This window comes from Rhodobacter flavimaris (assembly GCF_021378075.1).
GTDB classification, from domain to species: domain Bacteria; phylum Pseudomonadota; class Alphaproteobacteria; order Rhodobacterales; family Rhodobacteraceae; genus Rhodobacter; species Rhodobacter flavimaris.
The window spans coordinates 114,410-136,864 of the sequence record NZ_JAJUOS010000001.1; the positions used below are offsets into that span (position 1 = coordinate 114,410).

Consider the following 22,455-nt stretch of genomic DNA (forward strand, 5'->3'; position numbering starts at 1 on the left):
TCTGGGGGTGAACCGGGAGTGTCGTCGGGCTATAGATGTTCAGAGCAGTGCGCCGGGGTCAAGGGTTGCAGGCGGCTTTCCGCAGCCCCGCGCAGGAATGAGGCATATAAAGGAGCGCAAGAATGATGCGTGGGGTGCTCGGTGGGCTGGTGACCGGAGGCGTGGTCACGGTTCTGGGGATTGGGGCTTTGTCGTTAATCACCCCTTTGCCGCAGCAGGCGCCGGTTCCCGTTCCGGCGGTTGAACCGCCCGCCCCTGATGCCGCGCCGACGCCGTTGCCTGCCGAACCCGCAATGCCCACAGCAGAGCTGCCCGCCACGCAACCGGTGGCCGAGGCCGCGCCGCAAGTGCTTGAGGGCGCGCCGCAAGTGGTTGAGGGCGCGCCCGCCACCCCCGCCATGGGCGAAGCAGCGGAGGCGCCCGGCAAGCCCGCTGATCTCTCACCCCGGCTGCCCCCGCCCGAAGGCGTCCCGAGTGTCGTGAACGGCGGCACCCGCATGGCGCAGATCGAGGCCGAGGAAACCACCGCGCCGCATTGGATCACGACCGATCCCGGTGCGCGGCCTGAGGCGCGCGAGACCCGCCCCGAGCCGCAGCCTGTGGGCGATGTTCCCGCAGCGGCACTGGAAAATGCGCCCGAGGGCGAAAGCCCGATGCCCGTTCCGCCGCCGGGTGAGGTTTTCTCGCCCGAACTGGCCCCGGCAGAAGACGGCGCGCCGTCGCTGCCGCGCGTGTTCTCGGTCGATGGTGGCCAAGGGGCAGGGGGCGCTGCCTTCTCGACCGCACCCGGCGTTGTGACGGATCGGCTGCCCCGGATCGCGGCCGAGCCTTCCGAGGGTCAGGCCGAACCCGTTCCGGTCGCGACCGATCCCGATCTGCCCGCGTTCCAGCGCTATGCGCAGGCTTTCATCGCGCCGCCCGGTGTGCCGCTCTTGTCGGTGGTGCTGGTGGATGTTGGCACGCAGGCCGGTGGTCTGGATCGCAACACGCTGAAGATGCTCGATTTCCCGGTGTCCATCGCCATTGATCCCAATCGCGCCGATGCGCGCGAAGCCGCAGCCGATTACCGCGCGCGGGGGCTTGAGGTTGCCATTCTCGCACAGGCTTTGCCTGAGAACGCCTCGGCCACCGATCTTGAGGTCGCCGTCGAGGCTTGGCGCGCCGCGATCCCCGAGGCGGTCGCCGTGGTCGAACCGGCGCAGCCGATGATCCAGAACAACCGCAAGCTGGCCGAGCAACTCGTGACCATTCTCAATCGCGCCGGTCTGGGGCTGATCACGCAGCGGCAGGGCCTGAACCCCGCCGCGCAGCTTGCGCAGGCCGCCGCCGTGCCCGAGGTCGAGGTTTGGCGCGTGCTCGATGCCGAGCGCGAGCCCGGTGACGCGATCGAACGCGCTCTGACCCGTGCGGCCTTTGAGGCGCAGCGTGACGGGCGCGTCACGATCATGCTCAGCGCCTGGCCGGAGTCGGTCGCGGGCCTCAGTGGTTGGGCCGCACGCGTCGGGCAGGGGATTGCGCTGGCCCCGGTTACGACGCTGGTTCAAAACTGAAAAAGGCGGGCCTCGGCCCGCCTTTCTGTTTATCCCGTGATGGGCTTAGCTGTTGCCGCGCTGGACGAACAGGCCCGCATCCTCGGCAGCCTTGCGCAGCGCCTTGGATTTGTTGACGGTTTCCTGATACTCGGCTTCCGGGTCGCTGTCATAGACCACGCCGCCACCGGCCTGGATATACAGCGTCTGGTCCTTCAGCACGGCCGTGCGCAGCGCGATGCACATATCCATCTCGCCATTGGCCGCGAAATAGCCCACGCCGCCGCCGTAGATGCCGCGCTTTTCGGGCTCCAACTCGTCGATGATTTCCATCGCACGCACCTTGGGCGCCCCCGAGACGGTGCCCGCCGGAAGACCGGCCAGCAGGGCCGACAGCGCATCCTCGCCCTCGGCCAGCTCGCCGACTACGTTCGAGACGATATGCATGACGTGGCTGTAACGCTCGATGATGAACTTCTCGGTCGGATGAACCGTCCCGATCTTGGCCACGCGGCCCACATCGTTGCGGCCCAGATCGAGCAGCATCAGGTGCTCGGCCAGTTCCTTCTTGTCGGCCAGCAGATCCTCTTCCAGCGCCTTGTCCTCGGCGGGCGTCGCGCCGCGCGGGCGGGTGCCAGCGATCGGGCGGATCGTCACCTCGTTCTCGCGCAGGCGCACGAGGATCTCTGGGCTGGCGCCGACGATCTGGAAGCCGCCGAAGTTGAGGTAGAACATGAAGGGCGAGGGGTTGGTGCGCCGCAGGCTGCGGTAGAGCGCGAAGGGCGGCAGCGGGAAATCCGCCGACCAGCGTTGCGCCGGGACGACCTGGAAAATGTCGCCCGCGCGTATGTAATCCTTGGCCTTCTCGACCGCGGCCTTGTAGCCTTCGGGGGTGAAGTTCGAGCGCAGCGGGCCGACCTTGGCGACCTCGCCCATCTCGCGGGTCTGGGCGGGATTGCGGTCAAGATCGCGCAGCGCATCCATCACGCGCTCGGCCGCCTGGGCATAGGCCGCGCGGGCCGACAGCCCCGAATCCTGGAACGCCGGAGAGCAAAGCATCACATCGCTTTTCACGCCATCCAGAACGGCCACGACCGAGGGGCGCAGCAGCACCGCATCGGGCACGCCGATCGGGTCTGGGTTGATGTTGGGCAGATGCTCGACCAGTCGGATGGTGTCATAGCCGAGATAACCGAAGAGGCCCGCAGCGGCGGCGGGCAGATCCTCGGGCATGTCGATGCGGCTTTCCGCGATCAGCGCGCGCAGGCTTTCGAACGGGTGGCCCGGAAGCTCTTCATAGCGATCCTCGAAGCGCGCCTGCCGGTTGATCCGCGCCTTCTCGCCACGGCATTCCCAGATCACGTCGGGCTTCATGCCGATGATCGAGTAACGGCCGCGCACCTCGCCGCCGGTCACCGATTCCAGCATGAACGAGTTGCGCTGCGCATCGGCCAGCTTGAGCATCAGCGACACGGGCGTATCGAGATCGGCCGCCAGACGCGCATAGACCAGCTGGTTCTTGCCAGCCTTCCAGCCAGCCTCGAAGGCTTCGAACGTGGGGGAGAGGGCTACCAACTGAGCCTCCTTACTGCATCTGGGCCTGCACCGCGTTGATCGCGGTGCTGTCGATCGTCATGCCGGCCTCGGCCTGCGCGGCGCGCGCGTAAAAGTCCAGCAGGTCATTCGCGACCGACTGCGCAAGCCGCGTTTCAAGCAACTGACGCATCTGCGCGACGTCTTCCGAGGCGCCGTCGGCGGCGTTCACGCCTTCGACCTGCACCACGACGACCTTGCCGTCACCCTCGACGATCGCGGCCTTGCCGGGCGCGGTGTCGAACGCGGTGTCAACGAGGGTCGCGGGCAGGTTCTCAAGGAAGCTCGAACGCTGGAGCGCGCCGACGGTGCTGACCAGCACGCCTTGCGAGCCAAGCGTGGCGCCGCCCTCGATGGCTGCCTTGATGGCTTCGGCACGGGCCAACTTGAGCTTGGCGGTCTCGGCCGCGCGCCAGCTTGCTTCCACCTGATCGCGTACCTCATCGAAGGGGATCAGCGCGGGCGGGGTGATGCCATCAAGGCGCAGTGCGAACACGCCGCCATCGTCCAGCGAACCCAGTTCCGGGAAATCCTCGGCCGTCACAGCCGCTGCAGCATCGCGGAAGGCCTCATAACCCGCGAGGCCCTCATCAGTATTGGGCGCCAGCGAGATATGACCCAGTTCCATGTCGGTCTCATCAGCCATTTGCTCAAGCGTTGCGCCACCGGCCAGACGGTCTTCCAGATCGGCGCGCGCATCGTCGATCAAACGGCGGGCGCGGTCCATGCGCGCCTCGGCCGAAAGTTCCTCGCGCGCTTCCTCGAAGGTGGTGTTCTGCTCGGCGATGATTGCGTTCATCGAGAAGAGCGCGGGGCCAAGGTCGGTGTCGATCGGGCCGACGACGCCGGGCGTTTCCAGCGCGAAAACGGCCTCGCCTGCGGCACCAAGGTCACCTTGAGAGGGTTCGCCCAGGTCGATGTCATCCAGCGTCAGGCCGCGCTCGGCCGCGAGATCGGCAAAGCTGACTTCGCCCGCGTCAAGGCGCGCCTTGGCGGCTGCGGCCTCTTCGGTGGTCGGGTAAACCAGCTTTTCGACCATGCGCTTTTCGGGCTGCACATAGTCGTCCTTGCGTGCCTCATAGGCGGCTTGCAGGGCGGCCTCGTCGAGCGTGACCTTGTCGGCCATCATCTCGGGCGACAGCCAGACATAGCTGATCTCGCGCAGCTCGGGGCGGGTGAAATCGCCCGCGTGGTCCTGATGCCAAGCGGTGAGCATCTCTTCGGTCGGCTCGGGAACGGTTTCGGTCAGGTCAGCGCCAGTGATTTCGGCATAAGAAATCGTGCGCTCCTCGGTCAGGTAGGTTGCATAGGCATCCACCACGCCCGCAGGCGCCTTCACGCCCGCAGCCACCGCCGCCTGCATGATCGAGCGCGCGGCATCGGCGCGCAGACGCTCTTCGAATTGTACCTCGGTATAGCCCTCTTGGCGCAGCGCGAGGCGGTAGGTCTCGCGGTCGAACTTGCCGTCAAGGCCTTGGAAGGCGCGGGCTTGGGTGATCTGGCGGTGAATCTCGGCGTCGCCAACCGAGAGGCCGATCTGGCGCGCGGCTTCGCTGACGGCGGCCTGACCGAACATGCGGCCCTGCACCTGACGGTCGAGACCCATCTGCTTGGCTTCGGCGATGGTGAAGGGGCGGCCGATCTGCGCGGTGGCGGCGTTCATCTCGTCGCGCAGCGCGCGGGCGTAATCGTTGACCGAAATCTCGGTTTCGCCGACCGAGCCGATCGCGGTCGTGCGCCCGCCGAAGTTGGTCATGCCGAAGCCGCCAAGCCCCAGTACCAGCATCGCCAGCAGCACCCAGACAACCACGCTCTTGCCATGGCTACGCAGCTTGTTCGACATGGGGCGTCCTCCCGCTCATTTCCGGTCGTTTTGGGGTGTTTAGGGCTTTGCGGTAAGGGCCGCAAGGCTCAGGGCGTCGCTTGGGCCAGCCGTTCCATCAATTGCGCGATCCCGGCGGCATCCACATTGGCGAAAGCGATGCGCAACTGGCGTTGCCCGGCCAGGTCTTCGGCGGGCATGAACATCGTGCCGGGCAGCAGCAGCACGCCCGCCTCTTTCACCAGCCGCCGCGCGAAATCGGGCGAGGGCAGGGGCGAGGGATGCTCGACATAGGCAAAATAGGCCCCGCAGCCAAGCGTGCGCCAGCCGGGCAGGGTGGCCAGCCCCTCGGTCATCGCCTTGCGCCGCGCCAAGATCTCGGCGCGCTCGCCCGCCACCCACTGCCGCAGGTTGCGCATCCCCCAGAGCGCCGCGATCTGGCCAAGCTGGTTGGGGCAGATCGCGACCGTGTCGAGGAATTTCTCGACCTCGGCCAGACGGCTTTCGGAGGCGACGATGGCGCCGACACGGTGGCCGGTCAGGCGATAGGCCTTCGAGAAGCTGTAGAGGTGGATCAGCCGGTCGTCCCAGTCCGGGTCAGCAAAGAGGTCATGCGGCGCGCCGCTGCGGGCGTCAAAATCGCGGTAGGTCTCATCAAGGATCAGCGCAAGGCCGCGCGCCTGCGCCAGCTCGTAGAAGGCGCGCACGAGCGAGGCGGGATACTCGACCCCACCGGGATTGTTCGGCGTGACCAGAACAATCGCCCGTGTGCGCGGCGTGATCAGCGCCGCGGCATGTTCCGGGTCAGGCAGCAGATCGGCGCCAGTCGCAAGCGGCACGGCATTCACCGAGCTCATGTCGAGCCACATTTTGTGGTTGAAATACCAAGGAGTTGGAAGAAGAACTTCATCCCCCGGACCGGCCAGGGTTGCCATCACCGCGCAGAAGGCCTGATTGCAGCCCTGGGTGATTGCGACCTGACGGCGGTGGATCGTGCCGCCATAGGCCTCGGACCACTGATGCGCCAGTTCCAGCCGCAGATCGTCGAGGCCCAGAACCGGGCCATAGAGATGCGCGGCGGGGTTCGTGAGCGCCGCCTCGGCAATGGCCTGACGCAGCGGCTCGGGCGGCGGATCGACGGGCGCGGCCTGGCTCACGTTGATCAGCGGGCGCTCGGGCGGGAAGACCATCCCGTCAAGCCAGCGCCGCGCCTCCATCACCGGGGGCGGGAAGGTCGCGGCCAGCGCGGGGTTGAGCGGGAAGAGGGTCATGATGCGGCTCCGAGGGGACTCGGGCCCGAGCCTAGGGTCAGCGCCCGCCGAAGGAAAGCCCCCGACGCACACGCCACTCGCGCCATGTCAGCGCGATCACCAAGAGATCGAGCGCGGTCAGCGCCAGCATCATCGGGTCGTGATGCAGGCTCCAGAGGTAAAGCTGGTAGGCGATGAAGGCGCCAAGCAGCGCGATCGCCGCCGGGTAGGCCCAGAGGATGCCGCGCATCAGCAGCACAATTGCCGCCAGCTTCAGCCCGCCATGCGAGAGCAGGTAGATGCCATAGAAGCTTTGCGTTTCAACCGAGAGCGACTGCGCCCCATGCAAGAGCGCATTGGCCACCACGTCGCGCGGGTCTTCGCTGAGTTCATGCAGCGTCACGCGCTGCGCCAGTTCCACCAGATACCCATCGCGCAGCACCAGCAGAACCACGCCTGAGAGCGTCTCGGTCAGGGCAAACAGCCCTTTGGCCAGCAGGCTCGCCTCAAAGAGCCAGTGCAGGAAGGCACCGACCCGGGCACGCATCAGGAATCGGTGCCGCGATAGGGCTGGACGTATTGCAGCGCCATGTCCCAGGGGAAGAAGATCCAGGTGTCCTGGCTCACCTCGGTGATGAAGGTGTCCACCTGCTCGCGGCCCTTGGGCTTGGCGTAGACGGTGGCGAAATGCGCCTTGGGATAGAGGCGGCGCACCAGCTCCAGCGTGCGGCCCGAGTCGACGAGGTCATCAACGATCAGGATGCCCTCGCCATCGCCCATCAGATCCGCCTGCGGCGATTTGGTCACGACCGGTTCGCGCTGCGTCTGGTGGCTGTAGCTTTTGACCGAGATCGTATCGACCACGCGGATGTCGAGTTCCCGTGCGACGATGGCGGCCGGAACCAGCCCGCCGCGGGTGATGCCGACGACCGCCTTCCATGCGCCCGCATCCGGGCCCTTGCCATCAAGCCGCCATGCCAGCGCGCGCGCATCGCGGTGCAGCTGGTCCCAGCTTACATGAAAGCCTTTTTCATGCGGCAAACGGTCGTTCATGGCAGCCTCTTACGTCAGAGCAAGCTTGAGTCCGAGGGCCGCCAGAAGGCCCCCGAAGATCCGGTCGATCGTGGTTTTCAGGTTCAGATAGCCGCGCCGCGTCCGCTCAAGCGAGAAGATACGCGCAACGATCACGTTCCAGCCCGCGTCATTCACGAAAATGATCAGCAGGATCAGGGCATAGGCCCAGATCGGCGCATCCGGCGGAACGAAGGTCAGGAAGATCGTGCCGAAGAAGACGGCGGGCTTGGGGTTGGCCAGTTGCGTCGCGATCCCTTGCCAGACAAGGCCAAGGTTCGAGCGGCTAGAGACCACTTCGGCCATTCGATCGTCCATCGGCTCGGGCGCGTGGCGCCACATCTTGTAGGCCAGATAGATCAGATAGGCCGCGCCCGCGAATTTCAGCGCGGTCAGCAGGGCCGGGGCCACGCGGAACAGGATCGCAAGGCCGAACAGCGCGGCACAGACCCAGATGCAGGCGCCAAGGCCGATGCCCACCGCCAGCCAGGAGCCGCGCGCGAAACCCTCGCGCAGGCCGGTCCGGGCCGCCAGCAGAACCGCCGGCCCGGGCGAGATCGCCGCCGCGAGGTGCACGAAATAGATCGCGACAAATGCGGCCAGCGTCATGATTCAGTCCTTACGGCCCGTGACGACGTCGATATCGGGCGCATCCACCGCCTTCATGCCGACGACATGATAGCCCGCGTCCACGTGCAGGTTCTCGCCCGTGGTGCCCGAGCCCAGATCCGACAGCAGGTAAAGCGCGGCCTTGCCGACCTCTTCCTGCGTCACGTTGCGGCGAAGGGGCGAGTTCAGCTCGTTCCACTTCATGATGTAGCGGAAATCGCCGATGCCCGAGGCGGCCAGCGTCTTGATCGGACCGGCCGAGATCGCATTGCAGCGGATACCGACCTTGCCGAGGTCTTCGGCGATATACTTGACCGAGGCCTCCAGCGCCGCCTTGGCCACGCCCATCACGTTATAATGCGGCATGACCTGCTCGGCGCCGTAATAGGTCAGCGTCAGCAGCGAGCCGCCATTGGGCATCAGCGCCGAGGCGCGGGCGCAGACAGCGGTGAACGAATAGACCGAGATGTCCATCGTCATGCCGAAATTGGCGCGCGAGGTATCGACATAACGGCCGCGCAGCTCGTTCTTGTCCGAGAAGCCGATCGCGTGGACGACGAAGTCGATCGTGCCCCAGGTTTCCTTCAACCCCTCGAACAGGGCATCCATGCTGGCCTCGTCGGCCACGTCGCATTCAAAAAGCAGGGGCGTGCCGAGCGAGGCGGCCAGCGGCTCCACCCGTTTCTTCAGCGCTTCGCCCTGATAGGAGAAAGCCAACTCGGCGCCCGCATCGGCGCAGGCCTTGGCGATACCCCAGGCGATGGATTTATCGTTGGCAAGGCCCATGATAAGGCCGCGCTTGCCCGCCATCAGGTTGTTCGACATCTCGGGTTTCCCTCGCTTCCCTCTGGTAAGTGCGCCAGCATTAGGCGAAAGCTTGAGACGCATCAAGGCCGACAAGGCCGAGGGGCGCTATCATGATAACGTTACGGAAGCGGGGGTGTCATGAGTGACAGATCGGGAATTTTCGCGGGGGAAGACCCCTTTGTCATCGCGCAAGCCTGGCTGAGCGAGGCCGAAGAGAGCGAGATCAACGATCCCAACGCGATCGCCTTGGCCAGCGTTGACGCCGAGGGGTTGCCCAATGTGCGCATGGTCTTGCTGAAAGAGATCGAAGCGCAGAGCGCGCCCTCGGGCGGCGCATTCGTCTTCTATACGAACTACACCTCGGCCAAAGGTGTCGAGATCGAGCAGGCGGGCAAGGCCGCCTTCGTGATGCATTGGAAAAGCCTGCGACGTCAGATCCGGGTGCGCGGCCTGACCTCGCGCGAGGAGGGGTCGCAGGCCGACGAGTATTATGCATCGCGTTCGCTCAAGTCGCGGCTCGGGGCCTGGGCCTCGCATCAAAGCCAGCCGCTCAGTTCGCGCACGGCGCTGATGGCCGAGGTCGCCAAGGTTACTGCCGCGCATGGCACGAACCCCAAGCGTCCCCCGTTTTGGGGAGGTATTCGCATCACTCCGCTAGAGATCGAGTTCTGGGCCGATGGTGCATTTCGTCTGCACGACAGGTTCCGCTGGCGCCGTCCGGACCCGCATTCTGCTTGGGAAATCCTGCGTTTGAACCCCTGAATTTCGCGCTTCGTGAAATGACAGGCGATAGCAATTCTAAGTTTTTTTGCTTGAAACCGGCGTATGTCGTGTGAGAGTTGGCAGACCTGACCTGTCCAGACACATAACAAGGCGCAAAGCCGGAAGCGGATCACTGGAATGAACGAACAGCATATCGAAACCAAGGAAGTCACCGGCAAGGTGAAATGGTTCGACCCTGTCAAAGGATTTGGCTTCATTCTGGACTCCGAAGGGGGGCCGGACATTCTGCTTCATGCCAATGTGCTGCGGAACTTCGGTCAGGGCTCGGTTGCCGATAACGCGGGGATTCGGGTGCTGGTGCAGGCGACGCCGCGCGGGGCGCAGGCGGTCGAGGTGCTGGAGATCGAACCCCCAGAGGGCGAAGAGAAACCCGCGCCGATCGAGGATCTGGGCGAGACCGATCCCGCCGAGATCGCGGCGCTGCCGCTGGAACCCGCGCGGGTGAAGTGGTTCGATAAGGTAAAGGGATTCGGGTTTGCGAACGTCTTCGGGCGCCCCGAGGATGTATTCGTGCATATCGAGGTCCTTCGCCGTTCGGGCTTTTCCGATCTGGCGCCGGGCGAGGCGATTTGCCTGCGCGTGATCGAAGGCAAGCGTGGCCGCATGGCGGCTCAGGTGGTGTCGTGGGAAGCCGCATTGCGTCAGGGGCGCTAGGGGCGCTTATCTTGCTGGCCTCGGTCGGTACGGCTTTGGCCGCGCCTTGCCGCGAGGATGTCGCCCTGTTCCGTCTGCCCGACGGGCGCGAGGCGCGCTTTTCCGTTGAGATCGCCGATGATGCGGAAGAACGCGCGCAGGGCCTGATGGGCCGCACGAAAATGGCTGCCGGGGCAGGAATGCTCTTTGTCTATGAGGCAGAGCACGAGGTTGCCTTCTGGATGCGCAACACGCTCATTCCGCTCGACATGATCTTCATCGACGCATCGGGGCGGGTGGTCTCGGTCCATGCCAATGCCAAGCCGCATGACGAGACGCCGATTCCTTCGAAACTTCCCGTTCGGATGGTGCTTGAGATCAACGGCGGGCTGGCCACGCGAATTGGCATCGTGCCGGGGGCCGAACTGGCACACCCCGCGCTGGATCAGTCACTAGCGTCCTGGCGCTGCGACTAGCCCCTTTCCCTCGGGCGCATGTGCGGTTAGGAAGAGCGCGTCGGGGCGTAGCGCAGTCTGGTAGCGCGACGGTTTTGGGTACCGTAGGTCGGAGGTTCGAATCCTCTCGCCCCGACCATTTCCACTGAAAATGCGCAAAATTTGGTCATCTAGGCAGCTTCGGCGCCGGAGGCGTGATCCTCAGGCCACAATTTTCGCTCTATCCACAAGATATTGTGTGTTGTGGATGAAGTTTATCCAGATTGTCATTTCTGCGCCGCAATAGCGCGTGAAACAAGGGAATCCGTGGACTTGCTGCGGTGCGGCATCTTTCTGACCCCTGTGGATGAATCAAAATCGCCTTTTTGGGGCTCTTGCGCGGAAACACGTCAACTGAAAAATCGCCTTCTAGGGAAGGAAAGTTTTGTTGACCGCCCCGACGCGCTACGTCAGTTTGTGTGAGCGGGTCGTAAAGCCACCAGATATAGTGGCGGCGGCGGGCGGGACAGAATCCTCACTTTCAGGTCGATCGGGTGCGGTCGGGCCAACTCTCTGCGTCGGCAGAGGGGCGGGGAAGTCTTGGCTGCTCCACGGGCAGCACGGATTTTAAAAAGGGTATGGGACAGGGCAGATGAAGATCGAACGCAAGTTCACGGCAGCAGAAACCGGCGCCTATGGCGAGATCGCTTTCACGACGACCGCATCGGAGATTCGTAACCCCGACGGCAAGATCGTGTTCCGTAATGAACACGTCGAGGTTCCCGAGGGCTGGTCGCAGGTTGCCTCGGATGTTCTGGCCCAGAAATACTTCCGCAAGGCGGGCGTTCCGGCGACGCTGAAGAAGATCAAGGAAAAGGGCGTGCCCGAGTTCCTGTGGCGCTCGGTTCCCGACACCGCCGCACTTGAAAAGCTGCCCGAAGATCAGCGCATCGTGGGCGAGACCTCGGCCAAGCAGGTCTTCGACCGTCTCGCCGGCGCCTGGACCTACTGGGGCTGGAAGGGCGGCTATTTCTCGACCGAGGAAGACGCCCGCGCCTATTACGATGAGATGCGCTACATGCTGGCCGAGCAGATGGCCGCGCCGAACAGCCCGCAGTGGTTCAACACCGGCCTGCACTGGGCCTATGGCATCGACGGCCCGTCGCAGGGCCATTTCTACGTCGATCACGAGACCGGCAAGCTGACCAAGTCCGCCTCGGCCTATGAGCACCCGCAGCCCCATGCCTGCTTCATCCAGTCCGTCAAGGACGACCTGGTGGGCGAGGGCGGCATCATGGACCTCTGGGTCCGCGAGGCACGCCTGTTCAAATACGGCTCGGGCACCGGCACCAACTTCTCGAGCCTGCGCGGCGAGGGCGAGAAGCTCTCGGGCGGCGGCAAGTCCTCGGGCCTGATGGGGTTCCTGAAGATCGGCGACCGCGCGGCGGGCGCGATCAAGTCGGGCGGCACCACGCGCCGCGCGGCCAAGATGGTGATCTGCGACATGGATCACCCCGATATCGAGAGCTTCATCAACTGGAAGGTCATCGAAGAGCAGAAGGTCGCCTCGCTGGTGGCCGGCTCGAAGATGCACGAGCGTGAGCTGAACAAGATCTTCGAGGCGATCGGTCTGTGGGACGGGGCCGAGGCCGATGCCTACGATCCTGCCAAGAACGAGGCGCTGAAGGCGGCGATCAAGTCGGCCAAGCGCGCGCTGATCCCGGAAACCTATGTCAACCGCGTGCTGCAGTACGCGCGGCAGGGTTATGCCTCGATCGAATTCCCGACCTATGACACCGACTGGGATTCGGAGGCCTATATCTCGGTCTCGGGCCAGAACTCGAACAACTCGGTGCGCGTGACCAATGCCTTCCTGAAGGCGGTCAAGGATGACGCCGATTGGGAACTGGTGCGCCGCACCGATGGCAAGGTCTCCAAGACCGTGAAGGCGCGCGAGTTGTGGGATCAGGTTGGTCACGCCGCCTGGGCCTGCGCCGATCCGGGCATCCAGTTCCATGACACCGTCAACGAATGGCACACCTGCCCCGAGGATGGCGAGATCCGCGGCTCGAACCCGTGCTCGGAATATATGTTCCTGGACGACACGGCCTGCAACCTGGCCTCGATGAACCTGCTGACCTTCTACAAGGACGGCGCGTTTGACGCCGAGGCCTATATCCACGCCACGCGCCTGTGGACCGTGACGCTGGAAATCTCGGTGCTGATGGCGCAGTTCCCGAGCCAGGAGATCGCGCAGCGCTCCTATGACTTCCGCACGCTTGGTCTGGGCTACGCCAACATCGGCGGGCTGCTGATGAACATGGGCTTTGGCTATGACTCGGACGAGGGCAGGGCGCTGTGCGGTGCGCTGACCGCGCTGATGACCGGCGTAAGCTACGCGACCTCGGCCGAGATGGCGGCAGAACTCGGCGCTTTCCCGGGCTATGCCAAGAACGCCCAGCACATGCTGCGCGTGATCCGCAACCACCGCGCCGCCGCCTATAGCAAGGCCGCGGGCTATGAGGCGCTTGAGGTTCAGCCGGTTCCTCTTGACGCCGCAAGCTGCCCCGATCAGTCGCTGATTGCGCTGGCGCGCAACGCCTGGGACGAGGCGCTGGTTCTGGGCGAAGCCCATGGCTACCGCAACGCGCAGGTCTCGGTCATCGCACCGACCGGCACCATCGGCCTCGTGATGGATTGCGACACCACCGGGATCGAGCCCGATTTCGCGCTGGTCAAGTTCAAGAAGCTCGCCGGCGGCGGTTACTTCAAGATCATCAACCGTTCGGTCCCGGCGGCGCTGGAAAAGCTCGGCTACTCCTCGTCACAGATCGAAGAGATCATCGCCTATGCGGTCGGCCACGGCACGCTTGGCAACTGCGCGGGCATCAACCACACCGCGCTGATCGGCCACGGCTTCGGCGCGCGTGAGATCGAGAAGATCGAGGCAGCGCTGCCTTCGGCCTTTGACATCCGCTTCGTGTTCAACCAGTGGACCTTGGGCGAGGACTTCTGCACCAAGACCCTAGGCATCCCCGCCGAGAAGTTGAACGACCCGACCTTTGATCTGCTGCGTCACCTGGGCTTCACCCGCGCACAGATCGAGGCCGCGAATGACCACGTTTGCGGGACGATGACGCTGGAAGGCGCGCCCTTCCTGCGCGCCGAGCATTACGCCGTCTTCGATTGCGCCAATGCCTGCGGCAAGAAGGGCAAGCGCTACCTGTCGGTCGAAAGCCACATCCGCATGATGGCCGCTGCGCAGTCCTTCATCTCGGGTGCGATCTCGAAGACGATCAACATGCCGAACTCGGCCTCAATCGAGGACGTTAAGGCCGCCTATGAGCTAAGCTGGTCGCTTGGCATCAAGGCCAACGCGCTCTACCGCGACGGCTCGAAGCTGTCGCAGCCGCTGGCGTCCGCGCTGGTCGAGGATGATGACGAGGCCGAGGAAATCCTGGCCAACGGTTCGCAGCAGGAAAAAGCCGTGACGCTGGCCGAGAAGATCATCGAGAAGGTCGTAGTCAAGGAGATCGTCCGCTCGCACCGCGAAAAGCTGCCCGAGCGCCGCAAGGGCTACACGCAGAAGGCAGTCGTCGGGGGCCACAAGGTCTACCTGCGCACGGGTGAATATCAGGACGGTCAGCTTGGCGAGATCTTCATCGACATGCACAAGGAAGGCGCTGGCTTCCGTGCGATGATGAACAACTTCGCGATCGCCGTTTCGGTGGGCCTGCAATACGGCGTGCCTCTGGAAGAGTTCGTCGACGCCTTCACCTTCACCAAGTTCGAGCCCGCGGGCATGGTGCAGGGCAACGACTCGATCAAGAACGCGACCTCGATCCTTGACTACGTGTTCCGTGAACTGGCCGTGTCCTATCTCGACCGCACCGACCTTGCGCATATCAAGCCGCAGGGCACCGCGTTCGACGATCTGGGCGGCGGTGTCGGCGAGGGCAAGCGCAACGTCGAGCCGGTGAGCGAGACAGCGGCATCGAAATCGCTTGAGGTGCTGCGCCAGATCTCCTCGACGGGCTATCTGCGCAAGCGCCTGCCGCAAGAGCTGATCGTGCTGCAAGGCGGTGGCGCAGGTGCGACGGCATTTGCCGGTGCGACCGATCCGGTGGCCGCGCTGAACACGCTGGTGCCGGAAACGGCGATGGCGGTGGGCGCCTCGGCATCGACCGCGATCTCCTCGGGCGTGGTCAGCATGGATGCGCGCACCAAGGCCAAGATGCAGGGCTATGAGGGCGACCCCTGCGGCGAGTGCGGCAACTACACGCTCGTGCGCAACGGCACCTGCATGAAATGCAACACCTGCGGGGCGACCAGCGGTTGCTCCTAAGGGGTAGGGGCTCCGGTTCGGCCGGGGCCCCGACGAAACGGCGGGGTAATGCCCCGATAAGAGATCGGCGCATCGCAAATCTCGATGGGCCTGTGAATAGAAGGAAGTGCTCGGTGGAGCTGATCGTCGGAAGTAAGCGGATTGTCCCCATGGCCACGCGGCGCATCGCGGGCGGGATCGAGGCGGAGCTGGCAGGCGAGGCGCTGACCTCGGTGCTGGATGCCACCTTCGGCGGCGGCGTCTCGATCGAGGTTCTGGGCGGCGATCTGGACCGCTGCCCGATGGACGTGGCCGACATCCGTATGCACGGCGCGGCAACCACTGTGACTTTCCTCAGCGCCGCGCAGGCGGTGCGACTGAACTGAGCTCGGGGGCGGGTGCGCTCGCCCCAGACGTCGAGAAGGCCCAGGCAAAACCATGATACACCTCGGGCGGTGAACCAAAGAGCCTGATCGACGAAACTGGCCCCCTCTGACACAGAGGGGGCCAATTTATTAGCGGATCAGGCCGAGAGCCAGCCCTCCAGCTTGGCCGGATCGGGCAGGCCACCGGCGTGCACGAGCTTGCCGTCGATGCTGATGCCGGGGGTGGACATGACACCCGCTCGGGCAATGGCGGCGATGTCGGAGACCTTCTCGACGCTGACCTTGATACCCAGTTTCGCGGCAGCCGCACGGACCATCTCTTCGGTGGTGGCGCAGCGTTTGCAGCCGGGGCCGTAAACCTTGATATCCTTCATTTTTCCCTCCTTAGAACAGGGCGTTAAATAGAAAACCGACCGCGAGGATGCCGCTGGCGACGATGCCGATGAACACGGCGATCAGGCGCAATTTCAGAACCTGCTTGAGGATGATCATCTCGGGCAGGCTGAGTGCGATGACCGACATCATGAAGGCCAGAACCGTGCCAAGCGCCGCGCCCTTGCCCAGAAGGGCCTCGACGATGGGGATGACCCCGGCGGCGTTCGTATACATCGGCACGCCCATCAGCACGGCTGCGGGCACCGACCACCAGGCGCCGCTGCCCATCACGCGGGCCATCAGATCCTCGGGGACATAGCCATGGATCAGCGCGCCCATTCCGATGCCGAGGATGATCCATATCCAGACCTTGCCGAAAATCTCGCGCACCGAGTCCAGCCCGCGCCGGTAGCGGTCGGGCAGGGTGAGGGCCTCATCCTCGACCGGGTCGGTTGCGCCGGCGTGGATGTCGCGCACCCAGTCCTGCAACCAGCCCTCAAGGTGCAAACGCCCGATCACCCAGCCCGCGACGATGGCAATCGCCAGCCCAAAGCCGAGGTAGATCAGCGCCACGTTCCAGCCGACAAGCCCGATCAGAAGGATTAGCGCGACCTCGTTCACCATGGGCGCGGCGATCAGGAAAGAGAACGTCACCCCAAGCGGGATACCGGCCGAGACAAAGCCGATGAACAGCGGCACGGCCGAGCACGAACAAAACGGCGTCAGCACCCCAAGGCCCGCCGCCGTCACATTGGCCAGCCCCTCGCGCTTGCCCGCCAGCGCGGCGCGGGTTTTCTCCGGGCTGAAGAAGCTGCGCACCACGCCCATCGCAAAGACGATCAGCGCGAGCAGCATCATCACCTTGGGCACGTCGTAGAAGAAGAAGGCCAGCGCCTCGCCTAGGTGGCTGTGGCGTTCCACGGGCAGGCGCGCGACCAGCGCCTCGGACAGGGCCGGAAGCTGGCGATAAAGCGCCCACCAAAGGGCGGCTACGGCCAGAACGGCGACGCTCCAGCCCCAGGCGGACGGGGGTTTTCGCGGGGTGTCGTGGGAAAGAACGCTCATGCCGCACTCCTTTCCGGCTGCGCCGCCGCCAGAATGGCGGAAAGCGCGTTGTGCAACTCGGGGGGCAAATCGGGGTTGATCTGGTAACGCACCCATTGCGCGTCTCGCCGGTCGGTGATCAACCCGGCCTGCTTGAGCACCTGCATATGGCGCGAGACCCGGCTTTGCGTGGCGCCAAGGCGCTCCATCAACTCACAGGCGCAGTGCTCGCCATGATCCCACAGGATTTGCAGCGCCGCGAGGCGCGTGGGCTCGGCCAAGGCTGTCAGGAACTGGATCATCGCCGTCTCCTTTGCTGCATGCGTATATGCGCATAAGCAAAAAAGCGAGATGACGCGACGTCGCACCCTTCAATCAGAAAACCCGCCCGGAGGGGGCGGGTTTCAGCCGTTCCGCAGGCTCAGTGGCGCCCGCTTCCGGATTGGCGCTGTTGGCCGAGGTCGTCCTCAAGCTTGCCGCGCGCGTTTTGAACCATCACGCCAAGCATCTCATCCTCGCCGGGCGTGTCGACGCTCTGGGTCAGGTTTTCCTCGTGATATTGGCTCAGGATGGTGTCATCCTCGGTCGCCCAAGGGTTGTTGTGCCCGGCCATCGCGGCGCTGCCCAGAAGAAGCGCGCCAAGAGTGAGCGAGGCGAGACGTGTAAACTTGCCTGATTTCATTGCTGTTCCTTTGCTCGAACGACCCGCCGTGGTGCGGGCCATAGGGCAAAGATTGGTTCCGAGGGGGCCTCGCGCTATGCGGCAAAACGCGCTTGGGCGAAAAGTCGCACCCGGAATGTCTATTTCCGGGCGCGCAGGGCCTGCAGATGAGTCGCGCAGCCGGTCAGCGCCGCGTAGTCATCCTCGATCACATGCACCGGAAACTCGGTCATCAGCACAGAGAAGCGGCCCTTGGCCCGGAACGCCTCGGCAAAGCCGAACTGATCGAGCCAAGGGGTGAAGGCGCGAGCGACACCGCCGCAAAGGTAAAGCCCGCCGAAAGGCAGGTGGATCAGCGCCAGATCGCCCACCGCCATGCCCAGCATCCGCACGAAAAGCTGCCCGGTGGCCTGTGCAAGCGGATCGCCCGCCTGCATCGCGGCCATGATCTGCGCGGCGGGAATGTCGGCGCGGGCTCCGGCCTCGGAGGTGACGAAGGCATAGACACGCTCGAACCCGCGACCCGAGAGCACATCCTCGACCGCGGCAAAGCCATGCGCGCTGTGAACGAATTCCATCAGCGCCATGTCGCGCGCGTCCTGAACGGGCAGGGCCGCGTGGCCGCATTCGGAGGCGGCGACGATGCGCCCGCCCGGCGCTTCGTGCACGGGGGCCGCGTTGAACCCTGTGCCCACACCGACGACAAGGCGGCTTGCACCGGCCTCGGCCGGGGCGCCCGCGATCAAGGTGCGCGTGGCGCCTTCGGGTAGATGGCCCAGGGCATGGCCCTGCGCCTGAAGATCGTTGAGGATGGCGACCGTCTCGGCGCCGGTCACGCGGGCGACTTCGTGGGCCTCGATCACCCAGGACAGGTTCGTCATCTCGGCACTGTCGCCAGCAGCCGAGACTGGCCCGGCGACGGCGATGCAGGCCCCCGCGAGGTCGCTTACCCCCTCCTTGGCCATGTATTCGCTCAGGATCGGGTAGAAGGACGCGCGCCCGGCATTGGCGAAGCGCGCAATGGTGTGCGGCAGCAGGCGTCCATCCTCGGCCAGCGCGACGCGCGTGTTGGTCCCGCCGATATCGGCCAGCAGCGTGTAGCGATCAGGGGTCATATCGGTCATGCGCGGGGTTCCAGTGCCTTCATCCAAGCGTGATAAGACGCCTTGGGGGTGCGCTGCAAGGTTTCGAAGTCCACATGGACCAGGCCGAAGCGTTTTTCATAGCCAAGCGCCCATTCGTAATTGTCCATCAGCGACCAGGCGATGTAGCCCTTCAGCGGCACCCCTTCGGCGATGGCGCGCTGACAGGCCGCCAGGTGGCTTTGGAAATAGCCAATGCGCATCTGGTCGTCGATGCGCCCGTCGATGAGCAGATCGGGCGCGGCCAGCCCATTCTCGGTGACGTAAAGCGGCAGTGTCCCGGTGTAATCGCGCGCCAGCATGGTCAGGAAATGATGCAGGCCGTCGGGGTAAATCTCCCACCCCATGGCGGTTTTTGGCAGGGGGCCGGGAACCTCTTGCAGCGCGGGCCAGGGGGTATCGGCGGCGGCGATGCGCTTACAGGTGTAGTAGTTGATCCCGAACCAGTCGAGCGGCGCGCCGATCACGCCGAAATCGTCTTGCCAGCCCTTCGGCATATGGGGGCCAAGACCCTCAAGCACGGCCTCGGGGTAGCAGCCCTTGAACAGGCCCGAGGCGAAGAACTGGTTGTAGATTGCGTCGTAGCGTCTGGCGGCGATCATGGAGGCCTTTGAACCATCGGCCGCATGCGCGTATTCGAAGTTGCACACCGCGCCCAGGTTCGACATGCCGAGGCCGCGCATCACCTCGATCGCGCGGCCATGCGCCAGCAGGACGTGGTGCATGGCGCGGGCGGTTGCCCGGATGTCGCGCAGGCCGGGGGCGTGGTGCCCCTCGAAATGGCTCAGCCACGAGACGCACCAAGGCTCGTTGATCGGAGCGGCGGACCAGATGCGGTCGCCAAGGCGGCGGCAGACCACTTCAGTGAAATCCGCCAGCCAGCCCGCGATATCGCGATTGCGCCAGCCTCCGAGATCGGCCAGCGCGGCAGGCAGTTCCCAGTGATATAGCGTCAGCGCCGGTTTCAGCCCGCGCGCCTGCATCCCGTCCACGAGGCGGTCGTAGAAATCCAGCCCTTCGTCATTCACCGCGCCGCGCCCCTCGGGCATGATCCGCGCCCAGGAGGTCGAGAAGCGATAGATGTCAAAGCCAGCCCCAGCGATCAGGTCCAGATCCTCGGGCCAGCGGTGGTAATGGTCGCAGGCGCGGGCGCCGTTTTCGGCGCGCACCACATTGCCCGGGGTTGCGGCGAAGCTATCCCAATGCGTTGGCCCCGCGCCGCCGAAGGAATGCCCCTCGATCTGGTAGGACGAAGTCGCGACACCAAACAGGAAATCGGATGGAAATTCTGAGCGCCCGGGCAGCATGGTCAGCCCTGCCGCCTTGCCGGGCCGGTCGATTGGCCGACCACCAGCACCGCTTCCAGCAACTCTGATCGCGGGCTGGCGTCGCCATGGGCGATCTGGTCCAGCAACATGCGCGCGCAGCGCCGTCCGGCCTCGCGCACCGAGGAGCGGGTGCAGGTGAAGATCGGCTCGTCCGTGCCGTTGCGCAGGTAGCCCAGTTCGTCGTCATGGGTCAGGATCGAGATGTCGCGGCCCATGCGCAGCCCCGCTTCCTCGATGCCGCGCCGTGCGCCCATGGCTGACAGCAGCGAGGCGGTCATGAAGGCGGTCGGCGGATCGGGCAGCCGTAGCATGGCGCGCGCAGCGTCATGGCCCTGCGCCTCGGTCATCTCGCCCGAGACGATCAGCTGCGGGTCAAGGGGTACATCGCGCGCCGCCAGCGCATCGGAGTAGCCGCGCAACCGGCGCAGCGCGAAATCCATCGTGTCGATGCCGTTGATCAGGGCGATGCGCCGGTGGCCCAGATCGAGCAGGAAATCAGTCGCACGTTCAAAAGCGCGGGCGTTGTTCACATCCACCCAGGAATAGGGCGCCTCCACCCCCGAGCAGCGCCCATGCACAACGTAGGGCAGGCCAAGCCCTTGCAGGAGCGCGATCCGCTTGTCGCCCTCTTTCGGGGCGTGAACGATGATGCCATCCACATTCCCCTTGGAGCGCAACTCGCGATAGGCGCGCTCTTCGTCATCGTCGGGGACGATGGTCAGGATCATGTCGTAGCCCGAGCGGGCATAAACCTCGCCCGCGCCCGAAATGAAATCTGCAAAGACCGGGTTCACGATTTCATGCTGGGTCGAAATCGGGATGACATGGCCGATCGCCATCGCGCGTCCGGTGGCCAGCCGCTTGGCCTGCGTGTTGGGCCGATAGTTGTGAGTACGCGCGGCCTCGGTCACGCGTTTGCGGGTGGCCTCGTTAACCTCGGGGTAGCCGTTGAGCGCACGGCTGACCGTCGTCGGCGAGAGGCCCAGATGGCTGGCCAGTTCTTTCAGGTTCATCGTGCTCGGCTCCGTGGCGCCGTATGAAGATCGCTCAAAGCGGTTTGGGATTTGTCGAAGTTACTGATGCGATGTGTCGGCGTCAATCGGTCTGCGATAGCGTTAACAAATTGCTGCACCTGAAAACTACGCCTTGTTTTTACTATGCATTTGCGGCGAACAGTTTGATTGACTTTTAGGGGTGATTGTCAGACTGTCGCGCATCCAAACCGCTTTGGTGATGAGTCGAGATAGTGCGACTCTCATGGCGGTTTCAAGGAGCATTGCCGAGTCTGGGAGGGCTTAACGGTGAAATCACTTTATCTTTCCGCAGCGGTTCTGGCGCTGGCGGCCGGTGCGGCCGCTGCGCAGGATCTCAAGTTCGCGCCGGGTGAGGATGCGCGCTTCAACTGGGCGTCCTACGAGGCGCTGAAGTCGATGGACTTAAAGGGCCAGAAGCTCACCGTTCTGGGGCCGTGGCTCTCGGCTGACAAGGATCTGGTCGAAAGCGTGATCGCCTATTTCGAGGCCGCGACCGGGGTTGAGGTGGACTATGCCGGCTCGGACAGTTTCGAGCAGCAGATCGTGATCGACGCCGAGGCGGGCTCGCCCCCCGATGTGGCCGTGTTCCCGCAGCCGGGGCTTGCGGCGGATCTAGCCAAGAAGGGGCACTTGAAGCCGCTGGCCGACGGCACCGAGCAATGGATCAAGGACAATTACGCTGCGGGTGACAGCTGGGCGGCTTACGGAAATTACACCGGGCCGGACGGGCAGGCGCATCAATACGCGTTCCCCTACAAGGCTGACGTGAAATCGCTGGTCTGGTATGTGCCCGAGAATTTCGAGGATGCGGGCTACGAGGTCCCCACCTCGATGGAGGATCTCAAGGCGCTGACCGAGCAGATCGTGGCCGATGGCGGCACGCCGTGGTGCATCGGGCTGGGGTCTGGCGGCGCGACGGGCTGGCCCGCGACCGACTGGGTCGAGGACATGATGCTGCGCCTCAACACGCCCGAGGATTACGACGCATGGGTCAAGAATGACCTCGCGTTCGACGATCCCAAGGTGGTCGCGGCGATTGATGAATTCGGCTGGTTCGCGCGCAACGACGCCTTCGTGGCGGGCGGCGCCGGGGCCGTGGCCTCGACCGACTTCCGTGACAGCCCGAAGGGCCTCTTCGCCTCGCCGCCGCAGTGCTACATGCACCGACAGGCCTCGTTCATCCCGTCTTTCTTCCCCGAAGGCACGGTGATCGGGCAGGATGCCGATTTCTTCTACTTCCCGGCCTATGCGGGCAAGGATCTGGGCCAGCCGGTTCTGGGCGCGGGCACGATGTTCGCCAAGCTGACCGAGAACCCGGCGGCGGATGCGTTCATCACCTTCCTCGAAAGCCCGATCGCGCATGAAATCTGGATGGCGCAGACCGGCTTCGTGACGCCTTACAAGGCGGTGAACTCCGAGGTTTACGGCGACGAGACGCTCAAGAAGATGGGGGCCATCCTGCTCAACGCGACGACCTTCCGTTTCGATGGGTCCGACCTGATGCCGGGTGCGATTGGCGCCGGTGCGTTCTGGACCGGTATAGTCGATTACGCGGGGGGCAAGCCTGCCGATGACGTTGCCAAGTCGATCCAGGCCACGTGGGATACTCTGAAGTAAGATCCGCGCCGCC

21 protein-coding genes and 1 tRNA gene are annotated in these 22,455 nt (G+C 64.6%); 8 read left to right on the plus strand and 14 right to left on the minus strand.

Annotated features, from left to right (window positions below; all coding sequences use genetic code 11):
• The first annotated feature begins 122 nt into the window (after window positions 1–122).
• A complete protein-coding gene (locus LZA78_RS00560; protein ID WP_233675010.1) occupies window positions 123–1,550 on the plus strand; it encodes a divergent polysaccharide deacetylase family protein in 1,428 nt (475 codons plus the stop codon).
• A 45-nt stretch (window positions 1,551–1,595) separates the two neighbouring features.
• Here the strand turns inward: LZA78_RS00560 and trpE are convergent, their stop codons facing one another.
• The 7 genes from trpE to fabI all read right to left on the minus strand — a co-directional run bounded on the left by trpE (window position 1,596) and on the right by fabI (window position 8,699).
• Window positions 1,596–3,104 (minus strand): anthranilate synthase component I, encoded by a 1,509-nt coding sequence (trpE, locus tag LZA78_RS00565; RefSeq protein ID WP_233675011.1) that lies wholly within the window; start codon window positions 3,102–3,104, stop codon window positions 1,596–1,598.
• Between the two features lie 10 nt (window positions 3,105–3,114).
• Window positions 3,115–4,965, minus strand: coding sequence for a peptidylprolyl isomerase (locus LZA78_RS00570; RefSeq protein ID WP_233675012.1), 1,851 nt, complete (start codon window positions 4,963–4,965; stop codon window positions 3,115–3,117).
• Window positions 4,966–5,033: 68 nt separating this feature from the next.
• Window positions 5,034–6,215, minus strand: a complete 1,182-nt coding sequence (locus LZA78_RS00575) for an aminotransferase (RefSeq protein ID WP_233675013.1) — start codon at window positions 6,213–6,215, stop codon at window positions 5,034–5,036.
• Window positions 6,216–6,252: 37 nt separating this feature from the next.
• Window positions 6,253–6,741 carry a DUF2127 domain-containing protein gene (locus LZA78_RS00580; RefSeq protein WP_233675014.1) on the minus strand — a complete coding sequence of 163 codons (489 nt, stop codon included), beginning with the start codon at window positions 6,739–6,741 and terminating at the stop codon, window positions 6,253–6,255.
• Window positions 6,741–7,247: a xanthine phosphoribosyltransferase gene (gene gpt / locus LZA78_RS00585; RefSeq protein WP_233675015.1), complete on the minus strand. Its 507-nt coding sequence runs from the start codon at window positions 7,245–7,247 to the stop codon at window positions 6,741–6,743. The genes LZA78_RS00580 and gpt overlap by 1 nt, the downstream gene beginning before the upstream one ends.
• Before the next feature lie 9 nt (window positions 7,248–7,256).
• The gene (locus LZA78_RS00590) at window positions 7,257–7,874 is read right to left on the minus strand and encodes a LysE family translocator (RefSeq protein ID WP_233675016.1); all 618 of its coding nucleotides are present in this window, start codon (window positions 7,872–7,874) and stop codon (window positions 7,257–7,259) included.
• A 3-nt stretch (window positions 7,875–7,877) separates the two neighbouring features.
• Window positions 7,878–8,699, minus strand: coding sequence for an enoyl-ACP reductase FabI (gene fabI / locus LZA78_RS00595; protein WP_233675017.1), 822 nt, complete (start codon window positions 8,697–8,699; stop codon window positions 7,878–7,880).
• A gap of 120 nt (window positions 8,700–8,819) precedes the next feature.
• On the opposite strand from fabI, the gene pdxH reads away from it, so the two are divergent.
• The 6 genes from pdxH to LZA78_RS00625 all read left to right on the plus strand — a co-directional run bounded on the left by pdxH (window position 8,820) and on the right by LZA78_RS00625 (window position 15,241).
• Complete coding sequence (pdxH, locus tag LZA78_RS00600) at window positions 8,820–9,443, plus strand: pyridoxamine 5'-phosphate oxidase (protein WP_233675018.1); 624 nt, start codon at window positions 8,820–8,822, stop codon at window positions 9,441–9,443.
• 138 nt (window positions 9,444–9,581) lie between these two features.
• Window positions 9,582–10,118 carry a cold-shock protein gene (locus LZA78_RS00605; protein ID WP_233675019.1) on the plus strand — a complete coding sequence of 179 codons (537 nt, stop codon included), beginning with the start codon at window positions 9,582–9,584 and terminating at the stop codon, window positions 10,116–10,118.
• An 11-nt stretch (window positions 10,119–10,129) separates the two neighbouring features.
• Window positions 10,130–10,573, plus strand: coding sequence for a DUF192 domain-containing protein (locus tag LZA78_RS00610; RefSeq protein WP_233675020.1), 444 nt, complete (start codon window positions 10,130–10,132; stop codon window positions 10,571–10,573).
• 41 nt (window positions 10,574–10,614) lie between these two features.
• Window positions 10,615–10,691: transfer RNA gene (locus LZA78_RS00615), tRNA-Pro, on the plus strand.
• A gap of 492 nt (window positions 10,692–11,183) precedes the next feature.
• Window positions 11,184–14,876 carry a vitamin B12-dependent ribonucleotide reductase gene (locus LZA78_RS00620; protein WP_233675021.1) on the plus strand — a complete coding sequence of 1,231 codons (3,693 nt, stop codon included), beginning with the start codon at window positions 11,184–11,186 and terminating at the stop codon, window positions 14,874–14,876.
• A 149-nt stretch (window positions 14,877–15,025) separates the two neighbouring features.
• On the plus strand, window positions 15,026–15,241 hold the full coding sequence (locus LZA78_RS00625) for a hypothetical protein (RefSeq protein ID WP_233675022.1): 216 nt from the start codon (window positions 15,026–15,028) through the stop codon (window positions 15,239–15,241).
• 137 nt (window positions 15,242–15,378) lie between these two features.
• Here LZA78_RS00625 and LZA78_RS00630 read toward each other — a convergent pair whose 3' ends face one another.
• The 7 genes from LZA78_RS00630 to LZA78_RS00660 form a co-directional block, all read right to left on the minus strand.
• A complete protein-coding gene (locus tag LZA78_RS00630) occupies window positions 15,379–15,615 on the minus strand; it encodes a thioredoxin family protein (protein ID WP_233675023.1) in 237 nt (78 codons plus the stop codon).
• Between the two features lie 10 nt (window positions 15,616–15,625).
• Window positions 15,626–16,681, minus strand: coding sequence for a permease (locus tag LZA78_RS00635; protein WP_233675024.1), 1,056 nt, complete (start codon window positions 16,679–16,681; stop codon window positions 15,626–15,628).
• Window positions 16,678–16,962 (minus strand): ArsR/SmtB family transcription factor, encoded by a 285-nt coding sequence (locus LZA78_RS00640; RefSeq protein WP_233675025.1) that lies wholly within the window; start codon window positions 16,960–16,962, stop codon window positions 16,678–16,680. The genes LZA78_RS00635 and LZA78_RS00640 overlap by 4 nt, the downstream gene beginning before the upstream one ends.
• A 119-nt stretch (window positions 16,963–17,081) precedes the next feature.
• Entirely contained in the window at window positions 17,082–17,342 is a 261-nt protein-coding gene (locus LZA78_RS00645) for a hypothetical protein (protein WP_233675026.1), read from the minus strand.
• 119 nt (window positions 17,343–17,461) lie between these two features.
• Window positions 17,462–18,445: a glucokinase gene (locus LZA78_RS00650; protein WP_233675027.1), complete on the minus strand. Its 984-nt coding sequence runs from the start codon at window positions 18,443–18,445 to the stop codon at window positions 17,462–17,464.
• Window positions 18,442–19,770, minus strand: coding sequence for a GH1 family beta-glucosidase (locus LZA78_RS00655; RefSeq protein WP_233675028.1), 1,329 nt, complete (start codon window positions 19,768–19,770; stop codon window positions 18,442–18,444). The genes LZA78_RS00650 and LZA78_RS00655 overlap by 4 nt, the downstream gene beginning before the upstream one ends.
• Before the next feature lie 2 nt (window positions 19,771–19,772).
• Entirely contained in the window at window positions 19,773–20,804 is a 1,032-nt protein-coding gene (locus LZA78_RS00660) for a LacI family DNA-binding transcriptional regulator (protein WP_233675029.1), read from the minus strand.
• Window positions 20,805–21,092: 288 nt separating this feature from the next.
• On the opposite strand from LZA78_RS00660, the gene LZA78_RS00665 reads away from it, so the two are divergent.
• A complete protein-coding gene (locus tag LZA78_RS00665) occupies window positions 21,093–22,442 on the plus strand; it encodes an ABC transporter substrate-binding protein (RefSeq protein ID WP_233675030.1) in 1,350 nt (449 codons plus the stop codon).
• Window positions 22,443–22,455 lie beyond the last annotated feature (13 nt).

Coding starts and splice junctions, on each gene's coding strand:
- LZA78_RS00560 (WP_233675010.1), top strand. CDS start 123: ATGATGCGTGGGGTGCTCGGTGGGCTGGTGACCGGAGGCGTGGTCACG.
- LZA78_RS00570 (WP_233675012.1), bottom strand. CDS start 4,965: ATGTCGAACAAGCTGCGTAGCCATGGCAAGAGCGTGGTTGTCTGGGTG.
- LZA78_RS00575 (WP_233675013.1), bottom strand. CDS start 6,215: ATGACCCTCTTCCCGCTCAACCCCGCGCTGGCCGCGACCTTCCCGCCC.
- LZA78_RS00580 (WP_233675014.1), bottom strand. CDS start 6,741: ATGCGTGCCCGGGTCGGTGCCTTCCTGCACTGGCTCTTTGAGGCGAGC.
- gpt (WP_233675015.1), bottom strand. CDS start 7,247: ATGAACGACCGTTTGCCGCATGAAAAAGGCTTTCATGTAAGCTGGGAC.
- LZA78_RS00590 (WP_233675016.1), bottom strand. CDS start 7,874: ATGACGCTGGCCGCATTTGTCGCGATCTATTTCGTGCACCTCGCGGCG.
- fabI (WP_233675017.1), bottom strand. CDS start 8,699: ATGTCGAACAACCTGATGGCGGGCAAGCGCGGCCTTATCATGGGCCTT.
- pdxH (WP_233675018.1), top strand. CDS start 8,820: ATGAGTGACAGATCGGGAATTTTCGCGGGGGAAGACCCCTTTGTCATC.
- LZA78_RS00605 (WP_233675019.1), top strand. CDS start 9,582: ATGAACGAACAGCATATCGAAACCAAGGAAGTCACCGGCAAGGTGAAA.
- LZA78_RS00620 (WP_233675021.1), top strand. CDS start 11,184: ATGAAGATCGAACGCAAGTTCACGGCAGCAGAAACCGGCGCCTATGGC.
- LZA78_RS00625 (WP_233675022.1), top strand. CDS start 15,026: ATGGCCACGCGGCGCATCGCGGGCGGGATCGAGGCGGAGCTGGCAGGC.
- LZA78_RS00630 (WP_233675023.1), bottom strand. CDS start 15,615: ATGAAGGATATCAAGGTTTACGGCCCCGGCTGCAAACGCTGCGCCACC.
- LZA78_RS00635 (WP_233675024.1), bottom strand. CDS start 16,681: ATGAGCGTTCTTTCCCACGACACCCCGCGAAAACCCCCGTCCGCCTGG.
- LZA78_RS00640 (WP_233675025.1), bottom strand. CDS start 16,962: ATGATCCAGTTCCTGACAGCCTTGGCCGAGCCCACGCGCCTCGCGGCG.
- LZA78_RS00645 (WP_233675026.1), bottom strand. CDS start 17,342: ATGAAATCAGGCAAGTTTACACGTCTCGCCTCGCTCACTCTTGGCGCG.
- LZA78_RS00650 (WP_233675027.1), bottom strand. CDS start 18,445: ATGACCGATATGACCCCTGATCGCTACACGCTGCTGGCCGATATCGGC.
- LZA78_RS00655 (WP_233675028.1), bottom strand. CDS start 19,770: ATGCTGCCCGGGCGCTCAGAATTTCCATCCGATTTCCTGTTTGGTGTC.
- LZA78_RS00660 (WP_233675029.1), bottom strand. CDS start 20,804: ATGAACCTGAAAGAACTGGCCAGCCATCTGGGCCTCTCGCCGACGACG.